We start from the raw sequence: 18,124 nt of genomic DNA, 5'->3' as shown, positions 1-18,124 counted from the left end.
GGTACGTAATTAGCCTTAGTGCCCTCTTTAAAAGGTACGTAGTTGGGCTTCAGCCCTCTTTAAAAGGTACGTAGCTGGGCTTAGTGCCCTCTTTAAAAGGTACGTAGTTGGGCTTAGTGATCTAAGAGGGCTAAAGCCCAACTACGTACCTAATCAAGATAGGATCTGAGTTGTTCAGCCATAACCTGAACATTAGGGGGATAATTCATAGTAATATGATTTCCCGGCACTTCTCGAACCTCTACTCCTCCAGTAGCAACCTCAATCCAAGGTAATTCTGGATTTTTGGCATTAACTTCATTTTGCTCTGTAGCACGGAAAAATATAATTCGACCCGGATAAGTTTGAGGGATGTAATTTAGCATCGCTTGGGCGTGTACTTTAAACAGATGGAGAAACTGGCGAATCTCAGGTAAACCAAAATCGGGAGGAACTACCCTATTAGCAATCTTTACTTGCTCTAAAAAGTAGACAAGTTGCTCATCTGGCTCAAGTTTTTGAAGGACATCCATAGAAAGAGACAGATTGAACCCAACACCTAGCAAATATACCAAAATTGCTGTATCATCTTCAGTTTCTAAAACAGGCATTTGACCGGGCCCAGGAGTATCTATTAAAGTTAGCAGCGCTATCTTTTCACCTTGGGCATTGAGTTGCTGTGCCATCTCAAAAGCAACAGTTCCTCCAAAGGAAGAACCACCCAAAAAATAGGGGCCTTCTGGTTGTTGAACTCGCACTGCTTCAATATAGCGAGCAGCCATTTCCTCAACTTTAGTGAAAGACTCTGTTTCCCCATCTGAAACATGGGCTTGTATGCCAAAAACAGGCAAATCTGAACCTAGATAACGTGCTAAATCTCGATAAATGTAAACGTGACCGCCTACCGGATGAACTAAGAACAAAGGTTGTTTAAAACTACCGCGCTGAATTTCTACTAACAAAGATTCAGAAGCTGTCTGGAGTTGCTGATCAGGATTATCAGATAATTCGGAATTGTCTTTAATTAATGCAGCCAAAGCTGCAATAGTCGATGATTGCAACAAGCTATGGGGAGACAAGGATTTTTGCAGTGCTTCGTTTAATTTAGTTATTAGTTGAACTGCTAATAATGAGTCTCCACCTAAATCAAAAAAGTCATCATTAATTCCTATTTGCTTAATACCGAGAAATTCTTCCCAGATACTAGCAATAGTTTGCTCAATCTCATTTCTAGGAGCAACATAGGTATTGTGTAAATTTGGTCTCGAATAAAGTGATGATGAATCTAATTTTGGGAAAGTTTCATCTGGTAAAGAAGCAATTTTTATCGGTTGTTCAATTCCTGGTGCTTCAATCCAGTAACGTTGGCGCTCAAACGGATAGGTTGGTAATGGGAGACGATAACGCTGCTCATCAGCATAAAATTTAGACCAATCTATTTGTACTCCTCCTAACCAGAGTTTACCCAATGTAGTAAGTAAGAAAGCTACATCTGAATTTTGGTCTTGTGGATGGCGCAATGAAGAAAGTACAATTTGCTCAGCCCCCTTATTAGGATGCTGTTTTGCTAGCGTGTTCAAAGTCCGTCCTGGTCCCACTTCGAGCAATATTTGATTCTGGTCTTTTAATAGCTGTTGTAAGCCATCTGCAAACCTTACTGTTTGGCGCAGATGTTGAGCATAATAACTCGGACTTGTCGCCTGCGTTGCTGTTATCCAATTACCAGTAACATTGGAGATGTAGGGAATTTTAGGCGAGTTCAGCTTAACTTTTTTAACCTGTTCGGTGAAGGGTTCTAAAATTGGCTCCATCATCTGTGAATGGAAGGCATGAGAAGTGTGCAATCGGCGACACTCTACACCTTTTTCGAGTAGTTTTTGTTCCAATTCATCTATGGCATCAGTAGCACCTGAAACCACGCTCATAGATGCTCCATTAATCACAGCTAAATCGAGTTTATTGCCCAAAAAGGGTTGCACTTGCTGTTCTGGAAGTGGAACTGCAAGCATGGAACCACTCGGCAGTTGCTGCATTAATTTACCTCGTGCAGCTACCAAGGATAAGCCATCTTCCAACGATAAAACACCAGCCAAACAAGCTGCTACATATTCACCAATGCTATGACCAATCATCGCTTTGGGATGCACTGCCCAAGACATCCACAATTTAGCTAAAGCATACTCGATCGCAAACAGTGCTGGCTGTGTAATTGCAGTCTGTTTTAATTGGTTTGTAGCTGCTTGTGCTTGTGCTTCATTTGGATAAAGTACGTGGCGCAGATCAATTCCCAAGTGAGGTTTAAGAATTTCCGAACAGATATCGATATGTTCCCGGAATGTTGGTTCAACTTGGTAGAGTTCCAAGCTCATATTGATGTACTGCGAGCCCTGTCCTGAAAACATAAATACGACAGGTCTATCTTTAGACTCTTGGAAACTGGTAAAAACTCGTTTTGCATCGAGAGTGTCGAGGGCAATAACACTTTCTTCTATGTCATTACAAACTACTATCCGTCGATGGCTGAAAGCTCTTCTACCAACTTGAAGCGTATAAGCAACATCAGCAAGATTTCGATCTGGATGTTGCTTTAAATATTCGCTCAAATTTACCGTTGCACTATCAAGTGCAGAGCTAGTTTTTGCCGATAAAACCAACAGTTGTGATGGTCTAGATCCTCCAGATTTTTCTACCGTAGGCGCTTCTTCTAGTACCACATGAGCATTAGTTCCACCGATGCCAAAGGAACTAACTCCAGCACGACGGGGAGTTTTACCTGCTTTCCATTCAGAAAGCTTAGTATTGACATAAAAGGGACTGTTTGCAAAATCAATCTTGGGATTAGGCTGTTCAAAATGCAAGCTAGGCGGTATTAACTTGTGTTTGAGAGCTTGGACAGTTTTGATTAAGCCAGTGACACCAGCAGCAGTATCCAAATGTCCGATATTGGATTTGGCAGAACCGATCGCACAAAAGCCTTTTTTCTTAGTTTTAACAGAGAAAGCTTGCGTCAGCGCAGCGATTTCGATCGGATCGCCCAGAGGTGTTCCGGTTCCGTGAGCTTCTATATAGCTGACGCTTTCAGGGGGAATTTCTGCGAGTGCTAAAGCATCTGCGATCGCCTGCGCCTGACCATCTATACTGGGAGCTGTGTAGCCAATTTTAAAAGCACCATCATTATTGAGCGCACAACCTTTAATCACCGCATGAATATAATCTCCGTCTGCGATCGCCTCCTCTAATCTTTTCAAAACCACAATTCCCACACCGCTACCGCTAACAGTTCCCTGTGCCTTAGCATCAAAGGCTCTACAGTGTCCGTCTGGTGAAAGAATCATTCCCTCTTTATAAAAATATCCTGCCTTTTGGGTAACGCCTATAGAAACCCCACCAGCCAAAGCCATATCGCATTGGTAATTCAGCAAACTTTGGCAAGCCATGCTAATCGCAACCAATGACGTAGAACAGGCTGTTTGGACAGTAATACTCGGTCCCTTCAAATTTAATTTATAAGAAACGCGAGTTGACAGGAAATCTTTCTCGTTGGCGATCATAAGTTGGAAATCTCCAACGGATTCTCTAAGCTGATGATTAGGATAAAGGTTATTCAAAAAATAAGTATTGAAACTTCCTGCGCCTGCGTAAACCCCAATCGAACCTTCGTAAGTTTCCGAGTTGTAGCCAGCATTTTCTAGAGCCTCCCAAGCCGACTCCAAAAAAAAGCGGTGTTGTGGATCTGTGATTTCAGCTTCTCTAGGATTAAACCCAAAGAATGAAGCATCAAACAACTCTATATCTTCTACTATCCCTCGGGCTTTTACATAGCGGGGGTCACGCACAACTGATTTGTCAATACCCAAAGATTCTAGTTCTTGTTCAGAGAAGAAAGAAATAGATTCCACACCATCGCGTAGATTTTCCCAAAACTCATCAACATTTTTAGCGCCTGGAAAACGACCAGCCATGCCGATGATAGCGATACCTTCTATAGAGTCGGGAGTTTCAGAGTTGTCCATTTTTATTCTTTCCTTGCAAGCGTTGTTTTTGCTTTTGGCGATTGATTGCCTCTTTTTGTTTATTGATGCGATCGCGACTAGCATCAAAAGAGGATTCTTCGTCCTGCTCCTGACTTAAATATTTAGCCAAAGAGCTAATGGTTGGATATTTAAACATCTCAATCATTGAAACATCTCTGTCGATCGCTTCTCGGAGTTTACTATGAGCCTGAGCCATCAGTAATGAATGACCGCCTAGATCGAAGAAATTATCATCGACACCGACTTTCTCTAGGTGTAATACCTGTTGCCAAACTGTGGCAATAACTTGTTCAATCTCAGTCTGGGGTGCAACATAAGTTGTTTCTAATTCTATGTTAAGAGCATCTGGAACTGGTAGCGCCAGAGGGTCTACTTTGCCATTAGGTATTAGCGGCAAGGCATTCAAAAACACAAAGCTGGAGGGCATCATATAGTTGGGCAGCTTCTGCTGGAGAATATTACGTAAACTCCCGACCGCTGTGCGTTGCAAAGCTTTCCAGAAACCCTGAGTTTCCAGAAGATACGCTATGCTCTGTTGAAAAAGATCTTGTTCGATCGCACTCAGAGCCAACTCAATGCCTGCTTGGTTTCCCCGACACCAAGCCACACTTCCGGCCAACCACCGCTCTTCACCGGAACCGGGCATACGCAAGCGCAGGCGGACGGTTTGACCGGGCTGACAATTATCTGGCACATCCACTAAGCCGACGCCACCGATGGAAATGTCTTCTGTGCGAAGTTCCACCGCTGGATGACCGTCAAATTCTGCCAGACATTCACTCTTGAATGGAGTACGTTCTGGTGTGAGCTTGGAAACGATATAGGCTACGAGGCGCTGATTGCCGGACGTATCTTCCCGCTTGATAACTACAGACTCTCGTACATCCGGGTGTTGGCTCAATACCGCTTCAATCTCGCCGAGTTCGATGTCCAATAAATTATTATCGACACCAACTTTTTCTGGGTGTAATACTTGTTCCCAATCTGTAGTGATCGCATCTTCGATCTCAGTCTGGGGTGCGACATAATCCAACTGTGGGTTAAAAGTATCTGGCTCTGGAAGCGCTTTGCGGTCTATTTTGCCGTTGGGTGTCAGCGGCAAGGCATTCAAAAACACAAAGCTGGAGGGCATCATATAGTTGGGCAGCTTCTGCTTGAGAACATTACGTAAACTCCCGACCGCTGTCCGTTGCAAAGCTTTCCAGAAACCCTCAGTTTCCAGAATATACGCTATGCTCTGCTGAAAAAGATCTTGTTCGATCCCACCCAAAGCCAATTCAATCCCAGCTTGGTTTCTCCGACACCAAGCTACAGTTCCCTCCAACCATAGCTCCTCATCGAATCCGGGCATACGCAAGCGCAGGCGGACTGTTTGACCGGGTTTACAAGTATCTGGTACGCCCAGTATGCCGACGCCACCGATGGAGATGTTTTCCGTGCGAAGTTTCACCGCCCGGTTCCCGTCAAATTCTGCCAGACATTCACTTTTGAAGGGAATACGTTCTGGTCTGAGGTTGGAAACAATATAACCTACTAGGCGCTGATTGCCGGACGCATCCTCCCGCTTGATAACTACAGACTCTCGTACATCCGGGTGTTGGCTCAATACCGCTTCAATCTCGCCCAGTTCGATGCGGAAGCCCCGAATTTTCACTTGCTGGTCGATGCGACCGAGGAATTCAATATTGCCGTCGGGTAGGTAGCGGGCTAAGTCGCCAGTTTTGTAGAGGCGATCGCCTTGTTCATTGCTAAAGGGGTTGAGGATAAAGCGGTCGGCAGTTAGTTCGGGTCGATTGAGGTAGCCCCGCGCTAAACCAGCACCACCAATATACAATTCTCCCGGAATGCCGATCGGCACAAGCTGTTTTTGGGCATCTAAAATATAGACCTGTGTATTGGCAATGGGCCGACCGATGGGCGGTGGCTCTTTACTATCGGTACATTCAGCAATGGTGGCACAGACGGTGGATTCGGTCGGCCCATAAGCATTAAAAAACCGACGACCTGATGACCATTTGGCTATGAGGTCGGGGGAGCAGGCTTCTCCGGCGACTATTATTGTCCGCAACGCTGGTAATTCATTAGCGGGCAGTACCGCTAGCACTGATGGTGGTAGTGTAACTGTCGCGATCGCAAAGTCACGCAAAAGCTGAATCAGAGTTGCTCCCGGTAGCAGAGAGTCCCGGGTTCCCATTACTAGGGTCGCTCCCGCCACTAAGGCCATGACAACCTCCGAGACTGAGGCATCGAAGCTCAAAGAGGCAAACTGGAGGACGCGGGTGTTTGGTTGTACGTTGAATATCTCGATCTGTGCTTTAGCCAGGTTGCTTAGGCCTGAGTGCGCCACTAGAACACCTTTGGGCTGACCTGTAGACCCCGAAGTGTAAATCACATAGGCCAGGTTCTCCGGCGTTAAGCTGCATCCAGGGTTTTCCTCGCTTTGTCGCTTAATAATTTCCCAGTCTGTGTCTAAACAAACAATACGCCTTGGATGTTTAGGAAGAGATTTCACCAAGCGCGCCTGAGTCAGCAGCACTGGTACAGAGGCATCTTCTAGCATGAAAGCCAAACGCTCTAGGGGATACGCTGGGTCTAGCGGTACATAAACTCCACCAGCTTTGAGAATGCCCAAAATTCCCACCACCATCTCCAAGGAACGTTCTACACAGATCCCCACCATTACTTCAGCGGTAACACCCAGATTCTGGAGGTGGTACGCTAGCTGATTAGCTCGTTGGTTCAGCTCTTTATAGGTAAGTTGCTTGTCTTCAAATACTAATGCGATCGCGTCGGGCGTGAGATCTACCTGCTTTTGAAACAACTCGTGTATGCACGCATCTTTGGGATAATCGGTCTGGGTATTATTCCACGCCGCCAACTGCTGCAGCTCAAACTCAGTTAAAAGGGGCAACTCCGAGATTTTCTGCTCTGGATTGGCAACGATTCCTTCCAGCAGAGTTTGGAAATGTCCGATCGTTCGGGAAATAGTGCTAGCTTCAAACAAATCCGTGTTGTACTCAATCCGACCAATGATGCCCTCCGGTCTTTCTTCTACATCCAAAATCAGATCGAACTTTGCTGTATCGGTCTGGATATCCAGATAACTCACATTCCAACCCTCACTCAAAGATGGTATTAGAGGTTGAGGAGCAAACGCCACTTGGAACAGGGGGTTGTGGCTGAAGTTTCGGTCTGGTTTCAGTGTTTCTACCAGTTGTTCAAACGGCACATTTTCATGGGCATAAGCTGCCAAAGTTACTTCCCGCACCCTGGAGAGTATGTCTTGGAAACTAGGGTTCCCCGACATATCGGTACGCAACACCAGAGTATTGAGAAAAAACCCAATTAACTTGTCTATCTCCGGTCTGTTGCGACCTGCACTGAAAGTTCCCAGCACAATATCTTCTTGTCCAGAGTAGCGATAGAGCAAGGTCTTGAATGCCGCCAGCAGGGTCATGTAGAGCGTGACTCCTTCCTGCCGAGAAAGAGCCTTGAGTGCTTCTGTCAGGTTTTTGGATAGGCTAAAAGGTTGCCTTTTGCCCCGAAAAGTTGTAATGGCCGGTCGGGGACGATCTAATGGCAGTTGTAGTACAGGCAAATCGGTTAGCTGTTGCTTCCAGTAGTCTAAATGACTTTCCAGAATTTCTCCTGTAAACCACTGCCGCTGCCAAACAGCAAAGTCGGCATATTGTAAGGCTAATTCTGGGAATACTAGAGTTTTGTCATTACAAAAAGCTTCGTATAGTGCCGCTAGTTCGGGCAGAAATACATTATATATAGAAACACCGTCCATGACAATGTGATGAAATGTCAGGAATAACCTGTATTCTTCATCTGATAGCTGCATCAAGGTAGCCCGCAGGAGTGGGCTAGAAGTTAAGTCAAATGGTTGTTTTGTCTCTATAGTTGCTAAACGCAGAGCTTCTGCTTCCCGTTGGTTTACAGGTAATTGCTTCAAATCCACAAAAGCTAGATTGAAAGTGTCGGCGGGTGGAGCAATAACTTGAATCGGCTGCCCATCCACTGTAATAAAGCGCGTTCTCAAACTTTCGTGACGTTTGATAATTTCGTTGAGAGCTTTTGAAAGAGAATTAACGTCAATAGCACCGGGAAAACGAATCGTGCAGGGTTCGTTATAAACAGGGGTATCGGGTGCCAATTGTGCGAGGAACCACAATTGTTGCTGGTTCCATGAAAGAGGCAAGCTTTGGTTCCTAGAAACTGCTTGGATTGGGGTAGCTTGCAAGTGAACCTTTTCCGAATTGCTTTCTAAAATGCGTTGCGCTAGTGAGGCTATGCTGGGATATCCAAACAAGCTACCCACAGGCAATTCTACTTTTAATCTGTTGCGTAATCGGCTGTCGATCTGAATCGCCAGTAAGGAATGTCCGCCCAATTCTAAAAAATTGTCGTAAATACCAACTCGTTCTATCCCCAGGACTTCAGCCCAAATTCCTGCCAAGATTTCTTCGACCGGGGTGCGAGGTGCTACATACTTTTCTTCCAAATCGGGTCTGGAAGTGTCTGGTGCTGGTAGAGAACGGCGATCGATTTTGCCGTTGGGGGTCAGCGGTAGTGACTCCAACATGACAAAGCGATCGGGCATCATATAATCTGGCAGTTTTTCTTGCAGAAAATTGCGGAGAGGCGGTATCAACTTTTGAGCAACATTCCTCTGTAACGGTCGATTGGCGTAGTGGTTCCAAGGTTTGACGGGAATAGTATTTTCTTCGGTAAATACTATCTCTGGACTTTTTCTTATTTCTGTTGTGGAACGATCTCTAAAAACTACGTCGTAACTGCCAGAATGACTGGTTTCTAACCAGCTAATGTCGATTTGGTAAGGTAATTCTTTAGCTAATAACCAAAGTTCTTCTGGATCTATTCCAAGTGGGGATTGTTTTTGTACGCTGTCACGCCATTCTCCTACAGTTTCTAGCCCTGAGTTAGTGTTCAGCCATTGGATAGTTTTGATTTCTGTGTCTAGACGTGCGTTGGGTACTTGTCGCCACCCGATTATTTTTGGGGAATTTGTTTGCAGCAATTGGCGGATGGATGCGATTGTCAAATCGGGTTGCCAGTCTAACCATTTGATGTCTGTGGTGACAGAAACTGGTTCTCCTATATGCAGAATTACATCGTAGCGGAATCGAGTTAATTCATTGTGGTGAATGCCGCGCTTGGGCAAAATTTCAACATGACCTATTTTTGGTAGATGTTGTTTTAAAGCCGTAAAAAAAGCTGGATCTAGGACTAATTCTTCTTCTTGTGCCATCAGCGATCGCACAGTGGAAAGTAATTGCGTTCGCTCCATTTCTGGGGAGGCCCGATATAATTGCACGGAGGCATGATAAGCTTCCAGGAGCGGCAGACTCCGCAAATCGCCTAAGAAAATGTTGCCGCCACTGCGTACTGCATTCACTGCGCCTTCTAGGACTTTCAACAAATAGTCAATGCTGGGGAAATGCTGAATTACTGAGTTAATGACGATCGTATCGAGGCTATCTGCTTCTATACCTTCAAAGTTGTCTGCCGTCCTTTCTAAAAGTGTGACATTCTCTAATCCCGGCACCGACATCTTCATCTGTTCAATATAGCGCAGTGCTTGTGGGGACAAGTCCGCAGCCGAGTATTGAGTGCAGTGAGGAGCAATTCGAGACAGTAATAAACCTGTTCCGCAACCGATTTCTAGAACGGATTGGGGTCGCAATTGGAGAATGCGATCGACAGTATGCTCTACCCAGGATCGCATCTCGTTTTCTGCGATCGGTTCGCCTGTGTAGCTACTGTTCCAGCCGATAATATTAAACGTTTGGTTTTGATGGGTAGGGGTCTGGCTATAGGTATTGTCGTAGAGCGATCGCCACTGCGAAATGAGTTCGGTATAGCTGTCTAACTCTGGCTGAGATGATGAAAAATCTTTTGAATTTCCAACCACATAAGCCACGAGGCGTTTGTTACCAGGCACATCTTCTCGGACTATGACAACAGCATCTCCCACATCAGGATTTTGCCTGAGTGCAGCTTCAATTTCGCCCAGTTCGATACGAAAGCCGCGAATTTTTACCTGGTTGTCGATGCGACCGATAAATTCAATGTTTCCATCGGGCAGATAGCGACCGAGATCGCCAGTACAGTATAGGCGATCGCCTGTATGAGGATGAGTGATGAAGCGCTGGCTGGTCTTTTCCGGATCTCGCCAATAGCACCTAGCTAAACCGATACCCCCGATGTATAGTTGCCCTAGTTCCCCCTCCTGACATGGCTCCATCGCTTCGTTGAGCACGTAGAAATGCTGGTTGGTCATGGCCCTACCGTAAGGGATGCTTTTCCATTCCGGGTCAACCTTGGCGATCGGATATAGGATAGACCAGATCGAAGCCTCGGTTGCACCTCCTAAGCTGATGACAGCAGGGGTTGAAGGTCGGTCTACAGTTTGATTTTCTTGTAGGGGCAATCCCCCTGTTGTTGCCCCCTCATGGTTTGGGGCAGGCACGGGGGCACTGCCCCTAAAGATGACCAAATCTTTGATTCGATCTGGCAAAGTCGGCGGTATCCAATCGCCGCTGAGAAGGACTAATCGCAGAGATGATGGCAGGATTTTGTCATTAGCAGCAGCATAATCCACAAGTATCTGCATCAATGGCGGTGCTGAGTCCCAGAGGGTGACTTGTGTTTGCGTCATCAGATCGAGCCAGTCAGCCGGGTCTGGCGTTGCGGTCGCTTTGGGGATAACAACGGTTCCTCCCGCAGCCAGCAAGCCGAAAATGTCATATACAGATAGGTCGAAACTTAGGGAAGAAACAGCTAAGACGCGATCGCCACTTCCCACTTCAAAGCGGTGGTTAATATCGACGAGTGTGTTAACTGCACCGCCATGCTCGATCGCTACTCCCTTGGGTTGACCAGTAGAGCCGGATGTGTAAATCACATAAGCTAAATTATCTGCTCTCACATCTGTTTCAGGGTTTTCATCGCTGAAGCGATCGACTGTTTCTGAATTCCCATCCAAATAGATGACACGCGCTTGGTGTTCGGGTAGAGACTCGACTAAGTGTTGTTGTGTAAGCAATACAGGCGTCTGCGAATGTTCCAACATGAACGCCAGTCTGTTTTGCGGATAGTGCGGATCTAGCGGTACATAAGCTCCGCCAGCTTTGAGAATACCCAGCAGACCTACCACCATCTCTAAAGAGCGCTCCACGCAGGCAGCAACCAGTACCTCTGGCCCCACACCAAGAGTCTTCAGATAATGGGCCAACTGGTTGGCTTGGGAGTTTAACTCCTGATAAGTTAGCTGCTTCCCTTCAAAGATTACCGCAATAGCTTCAGGCGATCGCTCTACTTGCAACTCAAATAGCTGGTGAATGCAAGTATCTTGGAAATTACCTAGCATTTTATTCTTCCTTAGATAGGGAAATACTGAGTTTTTTTGAGTTTTTTGCTCCGTTGCCATCCGAGTTGCGGAGTTAATAGCAGACCATAACCAAAAGGCTTAAATTATTTAAATACATTGGTACTCAGATGGGGTTATAGGGCCTAGCACCACCCAATAAAGCTAAGCTCGGTAAACTTTGCCTGCGATCGCCTAATCACTTTATGATATATGTTAATCGCGGTATTTCTGCGATCGCGGTCACTATTTTATCTACATTTAGGTACGTAGTTGGGCTTTAGCCCCAAAGAGCGCTGAAGCGCAACTACGTACATTTGAATCAACCCTTAAGTCAGGTACGTAGTTGGGCTTTAGCCCCCCCCAAGCGCTCTGTTCCCTGCTTGAGAGGAATCTCCATCACGAACTCTGCTCCCTCTCCCGGCGCGGAAATACAAGTCAGCCTACCATGATGTTTCTCTACTACAATTTGGTAGCTAATAGCTAACCCCAAACCCGTGCCTGATCCCACAGGTTTCGTAGTAAAGAAAGGGTCAAAAACCTTCTCCCTTACTTCCTCGGTCATCCCCGCTCCATTGTCAGCAATCCGAATCTCTACTTGGTTACTATTTATAACACTGGTGCGAATACGAACTTGTGATTTTTTATTGGGGATTGATCCTAGAGGAGAACCGATTAATGATTCCTCTATAGCATCAATCGCATTAGTGAGTATATTGATAAATACTTGGTTCAGGAAGCCGGCGTAACATTCTATTTTAGGGAGCTGACCATACTCTTTAATAATTTCAATCCCCGGATGGTCTTGCTTAGCTTTTAGCTGATTTTGCAACAGTAGCAGAGTGCTCTCGAGCCCTTCATGGATATCTACTGGTTTCATTACCGCCTCATCCAATCGCGAGAAATTCCGCAGTGACAAGACAATCTGGCGGATGCGTTCTGCCCCTTGCTGCATCGAATCAAGCAGTCTAGGAAAATCGGAAGTTAAGAATTCCAGATCGATGTTTTCTGCAAATTTCTGAATTTCAGGAGTTGGATTAGGCAATTGCTCCTGATAGAGATTTAGCAACCCCAGCAAGTCATGAAAATAGTCGTTAGCAGGGGTAAGATTGCCGTATATAAAGTTAATTGGATTGTTAATTTCGTGAGCGATACCAGCAACCATTTGCCCCAAACTTGACATTTTTTCAGTTTGAATTAGCTGAGTCTGTGTTGCTTGCAATTCTTTTAGGGTGCGTTCAAGTTGAAGTGCTTGTTCTCTAAGGAGGCTATTTTTTTCTTTTAGCTGCAGAGTCCTATCTTCTACTTTTTGTTCAAGCGTTTGGTTGTAATTCTCTAATTGTTCATTAGCTGTTTTCAAGTTTTGAGTTGCGGTATCCAATTTCCCATAAAGCATCGCATTTTTAAGAGATATAGCTATTTGTGAAGAAAGTATTTTTAATACTTCCAGCCTCTGCGTTGTAAAGGCACCAGTTGTTATATTATTTTCTAAATAAAGAATACCAATGAGCTTGCCTTGATTAATAATAGGCATAGATAATATTGACTTAGGTTTTGTTTTTAGGATGTAAGGATCATTTATAAATCTTTGTGACACTGCTGCCTCATTTAAAACTACATTTTCTTTAGCTATGCCTACATAATTAATTATAGTAAGGGGCAGATTTTCACTGTTTTCGACGGGTAATTCTGAATACGATACAACCACATCTCTATCCACAACACCTGTAGCTTGTATCACCAACTTTCCATCTTTTTCTAAGAGCAGGCACCCTGTTGTAGCTCCCGCATTTTCCATCACAATTTTAAGTAACTTATCTAGCAACTTATCAAGAACTATTTCTTCAGCCAATGCCAAAGATGCTTTGTTCACAGTGGACAAATCCAAAACCGCCGAATTTCCTCCCGTGGTCGATGTTGTCGTTGTCCTATTAATCTCTAGGCCTATGGATTCTCGCATCAGCATCTCGGAAAATACCCAAGGATATCTAGATTCTAAATCTTTAACTTTAGCTTTAGCTCCCCAACGAATATATCCGTAATAAGCCTGTGTTAGATAAATTTGAGCAAATTTGTCTCTGCCGAGGGAGAAATAAAACTCGGCTGCTAGTTCCGATGCTAATGCTTCTTCCTGAATATATCCCTGTCCTTTGGCTCCCATTATAGCTCGGTCATAATATTCCATTGCTTCTAAAATTTGTCCTAAAACACGAGCTTTTTCAGCCTCCACAATCTCATACTTATGCTGGAAGTTAGACGAGGCAGAGTCTGCCCATTGTCGCATTTTTTGCTGATTCTTCTCTACAATATCTAGATATTGTTTTTGCTCAGAGCTTGAAGCGTTGGAATACTGAGCAAGGAGAGCCAGCGAATAATAGAAGTTGTGAGTAGCAGAAACTACCATACTCATCACACTTATTGCGTGTTCTTCTGCTAAACTGGCGTTGGCAACAGCTTCATGAGGTTCTTTAAACAAATAAAATAGAATCGTCTTGGCGAAATAGGTAAAAAACAACAAAATTCGATTATTAGTTTCAATAAAAATAGGTAATATTTGTGTTTCATTAAAACTCTCGCCAATCAATTGACATTTATCTTCAGCTTCGTTTTGAAGATTTAACGTCAGTTGGTGAAATATTTTAATGTAATAGATAGAATAGTCTTGTTTTAGTTTTAGTGCTAAATCAAGATATTGCCTTTGTTCCTGCTCTACAATGTCTAATCGCTCCCCTGTCAAAAACAGGTTAGTGCAATAAATAGTAGCGTTATAGCCAACATATTCTATATCTCCTGTTTCCAGTCCACTTTGAAACCCGTCCTGTAGTGATGTTAATGTGTCCTTAAGATGTACCTTCCAAGGTCTTATCACACCATGAAATAAATTGCACACTTTACATTGAAGTTCTCTAGCGTTAAATTTATCCAATATCTTTAAAGCTAGTTGACCAGAATGGTATCCAGCATCTATGTTTCCGGTCATCGAATATATAAAAATACCATAAAAAGCATACACAAAAGCGGCCTGTGATGAATGACCGTGTGCAACACAAAGTTTCGTTTGGGTAAGTACAAGCCGGGGTACAATATCTGGCTTGACTGTGTAAGCAGGAGAAATAACGCTCATCAGTATGCGTAAGGCTGCTAATTGATACGGATCGGTCATTTCTGGGATGTTTTCTAAATCTGTCAGAGAAGGCAATTCAACCGCAAAACCACTGTCACCCGCTTCATTTGACAAGGAGACACCCAGCATATCCAGCACTTGCAGCCCAGTATCAATGGCTTTTAGCATTTGATTCTGAGCCATATAAAATTGGATTTGTAGCTCGTAGACCTTCACTCTTTCGAGCAGAGTGTTAGCTTGTTGCAGAACAACTTCAGCAAGAGTTGCTGACCTTTCGTAGTTGGTATTGAGGTATTCCGCCTCCACCGCTTCTACATAGAGTCCCAACGTCAGGTCATAGTTACTCTGCCAACTGTTTTCTGCTAATAGTTCTAACCCTACTTTTAGTAGCGTGACAGCCGCTTCATAAGCTGTCGCTGCTTTGGCTTTTCGACCAGCTATTAAATTTAATTGAGCAAGTTGGTATTTTTCTTTTTGCTCGGTAATGAATTCTACTCCCACATTTAGCTGATTAACTATATCAAAAACATTTTCTTCTAAGTCGTTTTGATTTGTATTCTGTAATAGTAGTTGACCAATTTTGAGGTGGGTAGCTTTTTGCTGCTCAGAAGGAATCAGAGAATAAGCCGCTTGCTGCACACGGTCATGCAAAAATTTGTAGGATACTTTGTAAGTATTAATTTCTGATTGAGTTCCGTGACCACTCCCCATTACCCATGACTCATTACCATTGAATAGTAAAGGAAGTTTAGAGGCACTTTCTCCGATGGGTAAAATTAGACCTGCCTGAAGTCCATCCCATAAAGCAGATGCGGTTTGTGATGTAGATTTTTCACTTACTATTGCCAAAACCTCTAAATTAAATCGGTTGCCAATACAAGCTGCTAACTTTAAAACTTTTTGGGTTTCCGGAGGCAGTTTTTGAATGTTTCTGGCTATGAGTTCGACGACATTAAAATCAGCGATCGCCACACTTTGAATTTGCCCCATATCCCACTGCCATCTGCCCATTCTGAAGTCAAATGTCAGCAGTTTCTCAGTGTAAAGAGATGTGAGCAGTTGAGTAATAAAAAAGGGATTTCCTTGAGTTTTATTAAAAACTAACTCAGCTAATAACTTACACTTTTCTCTTTCAGTGTTCTTGTTTTTACCAACCCCACTTTCTCCCTCAATTTCTCCGTGGTGTTCAGCAAAACAAGCAAGAGAGGGAACTGCTGCTGAGCAGTTGTCACCCAAAGTGTCAGCAACTAATTGATTGACTGTACTAAGTGTCAACGGTTGGAGGACAATATTATTTATTATTGACCCGCATGAATAAATACTATCTAATGTCTGCCTTAACGGATGAGTTGGGCTGACTTCGTTATCTCGATAGGCTCCAATCACCAATAAATATTGGCTATCTCGGTCAGTAAGTAGCACATGAATCAATTTCAAAGAAGCTGAATCTGCCCACTGTAAATCATCTAAAAATAAAACTAGCGGATGTGCTTTTTGGGTAAAAATATGAATGAATTGTTTAAAGGCAAGATTGAAACGGTTTTGCGATTCACTTGCCCCTAATTGAGAAACTTCAGGTTGCTCACCAACGATCAACTCCAATTCGGGAATAACGTCAATTATAACTCTAGTATTTAGCCCTAAAGCATTTAAAATATTCTGTTTCCAACATTTAATTGTTTCAGAACTTTCTGTTAATAATTGCCGAATTAGTTCTTCAAAAGCTTGAATTAAAGCTGCATAGGGAATATTTCGTTTAAATTGGTCAAACTTGCCTGCGATAAAATAACCCCTTGCTCCGACAATGGGTTTGTGGATTTCATAAACTAAGCAAGATTTACCTATTCCTGAGTAACCGGAAACTAGCATTATCTCGGCTGTTCCAGCACTAACTCTGTCAAAAGCATCCATTAAAGTGGCTACTTGTGTTTCTCGTCCGTACAGTTTTTGTGGGATCAGAAATTGACCTGACTTATCACGCTCACCCGGAATGAAGTTACAATTTTGACCAGTTTGTTCTAATTGATTTAGACATTGTTCTAGATCCGCTTTGAGACCATAAGCACTTTGATATCTATCTTCAGCATTTTTGGCTAATAATTTCATTACAATGTCACAAATTGATTTGATAATCTCACCATTTTGAATTTTGGATGTGGGATTATCTCTCGTAATTTCTCCTCGGCTATTTTGCTCTTTTGCCCATATAATTTCCCAGAGCGGGACAGGCTGTTTAGCAATGTGGCAGTGAACTAATTCCATCGCATCTGTAGCCTTAAAGGGCACTTCACCGCCCAGGATTTCATAGAAAGTGATACCTAAAGAGTAGAAGTCGGTGCGGTAGTCAATTGAGCGATTCATCCGCCCTGTTTGCTCTGGCGATATATAGGCGAGTGTGCCTTCTAGTAAAGTAGGATGGCTGAGTATTTGGGTTTCTCTAGACAACCGCGTGGCAATGCTAAAGTCAGTAATTTTTACTTCTAGCGTAGCAGGAGTGATGATAATATTTGTGGGCTTAATATCTTTATGAATAATTTTGTTGTCATGCAACTTACCCAGAGTATTTGCTAACTGAATAGCAATTTCCAAAAACTCTCTGAGTTCAAGTGGGCGACCATTCAAAAAGTTTTTGAGGGATTCTCCTCTTGAATCTTCCAATATCAGCGCTAGACCATTACGATGATTTTCCAATCCATAGGGCTTGACAATACCTTCTAAATTGAGATGTCGGGAGATTTCATATTCATGTCTCAATTGCATAATCTCTTCGAGAGTAGGATATTCGGCTCTCAAAAGCTTGATGATTACAGCAGTCTGATCTGCTCTCCTCTCTGCGCGATAAACTACTGTATTTAAACCCTCATTAAGTTTTTCTCGAAGCTGGTAATTGGCTTTGATATCCATAAGTATTGTACCTATCTTAAAACTATAGTATTTGATTTTGTGCGAAAGTAAATGTTGGGGGTATTTTCGCTAAAACTTTCATTCTTTCTCTAACATTGAAGCCTGAAAAAAAGTTTTTCGTTAATTACCTTAAAAGAAGTATTAGCTCTGGTAGAATATATGACCCTTTATATCTAAATAGGATACCACACCTCGCCCCTAAGTAGATAGAGAGAGGCAAAAAAATATAAATAGTCTGTAGGGGCAGGTTTAGCCCGTAATCATGGCTAGGAGATATTTTGCCTTTTTAAAACCGCCCCTGCCCACCTTTGGTGACAGGGATTTTCAACTGTATGAGGTACAGTAACAACAATGAGTCTACCAATTGTTGAGAGCTTTGAGAGTGAGCGAGTCGAATGCGTCCATAAGTGCTGATTCTCAGGTGTCACTCCTTACGTGCAGCAACCGAACGTAGATATTCTTTAGCTTCGACTGTTCTGCTTTCAAGCGGATTTAAGTCTGGAGAATAAAAAGACAGGTAAATAACTTGCTTCTCATAGGGGTTCAATCAATCAGGTTTCGGGATAGACCAGCATATTTCTCCTTAAGGTAAGTTTGGAGGCATTGCTGACAAATGTGGATCGCAGGAGCAATCCCGGCAAGTGAAATACGTTCTAAGAACAATCGGGAGCATTTCAAGGAAACCAGCCA

Annotated in this window: 3 protein-coding genes; all 3 read right to left on the bottom strand. The window is 43.6% G+C overall.

Going from position 1 to position 18,124, the window contains the following annotated elements:
• Positions 1–149 precede the first annotated feature (149 nt).
• The gene (locus QUA25_RS10160) at positions 150–3,992 is read right to left on the bottom strand and encodes a beta-ketoacyl synthase N-terminal-like domain-containing protein (RefSeq protein ID WP_333037331.1); all 3,843 of its coding nucleotides are present in this window, start codon (positions 3,990–3,992) and stop codon (positions 150–152) included.
• Positions 3,979–11,409 carry an amino acid adenylation domain-containing protein gene (locus tag QUA25_RS10155; RefSeq protein ID WP_333037367.1) on the bottom strand — a complete coding sequence of 2,477 codons (7,431 nt, stop codon included), beginning with the start codon at positions 11,407–11,409 and terminating at the stop codon, positions 3,979–3,981. Before QUA25_RS10155 ends, QUA25_RS10160 begins: the two co-directional genes overlap by 14 nt.
• A 331-nt stretch (positions 11,410–11,740) precedes the next feature.
• Entirely contained in the window at positions 11,741–17,434 is a 5,694-nt protein-coding gene (locus QUA25_RS10150) for an AAA family ATPase (RefSeq protein ID WP_333037330.1), read from the bottom strand.
• Between the last annotated feature and the right edge of the window lie 690 nt (positions 17,435–18,124).

It is taken from the genome of Microcoleus sp. Pol17C6 (genome assembly GCF_036701145.1).
Classification (GTDB): Bacteria; Cyanobacteriota; Cyanobacteriia; order Cyanobacteriales; family Microcoleaceae; genus Microcoleus.
The sequence above is the reverse complement of the archived record's forward strand: the minus strand, read 5'-3'. Positions and strand labels throughout refer to the sequence as shown.

Bases quoted from the DNA above. Each gene is read 5' to 3' on its own strand.
- QUA25_RS10160 (WP_333037331.1), bottom strand. From the start codon at position 3,992: ATGGACAACTCTGAAACTCCCGACTCTATAGAAGGTATCGCTATCATC.
- QUA25_RS10155 (WP_333037367.1), bottom strand. From the start codon at position 11,409: ATGCTAGGTAATTTCCAAGATACTTGCATTCACCAGCTATTTGAGTTG.
- QUA25_RS10150 (WP_333037330.1), bottom strand. From the start codon at position 17,434: ATGGATATCAAAGCCAATTACCAGCTTCGAGAAAAACTTAATGAGGGT.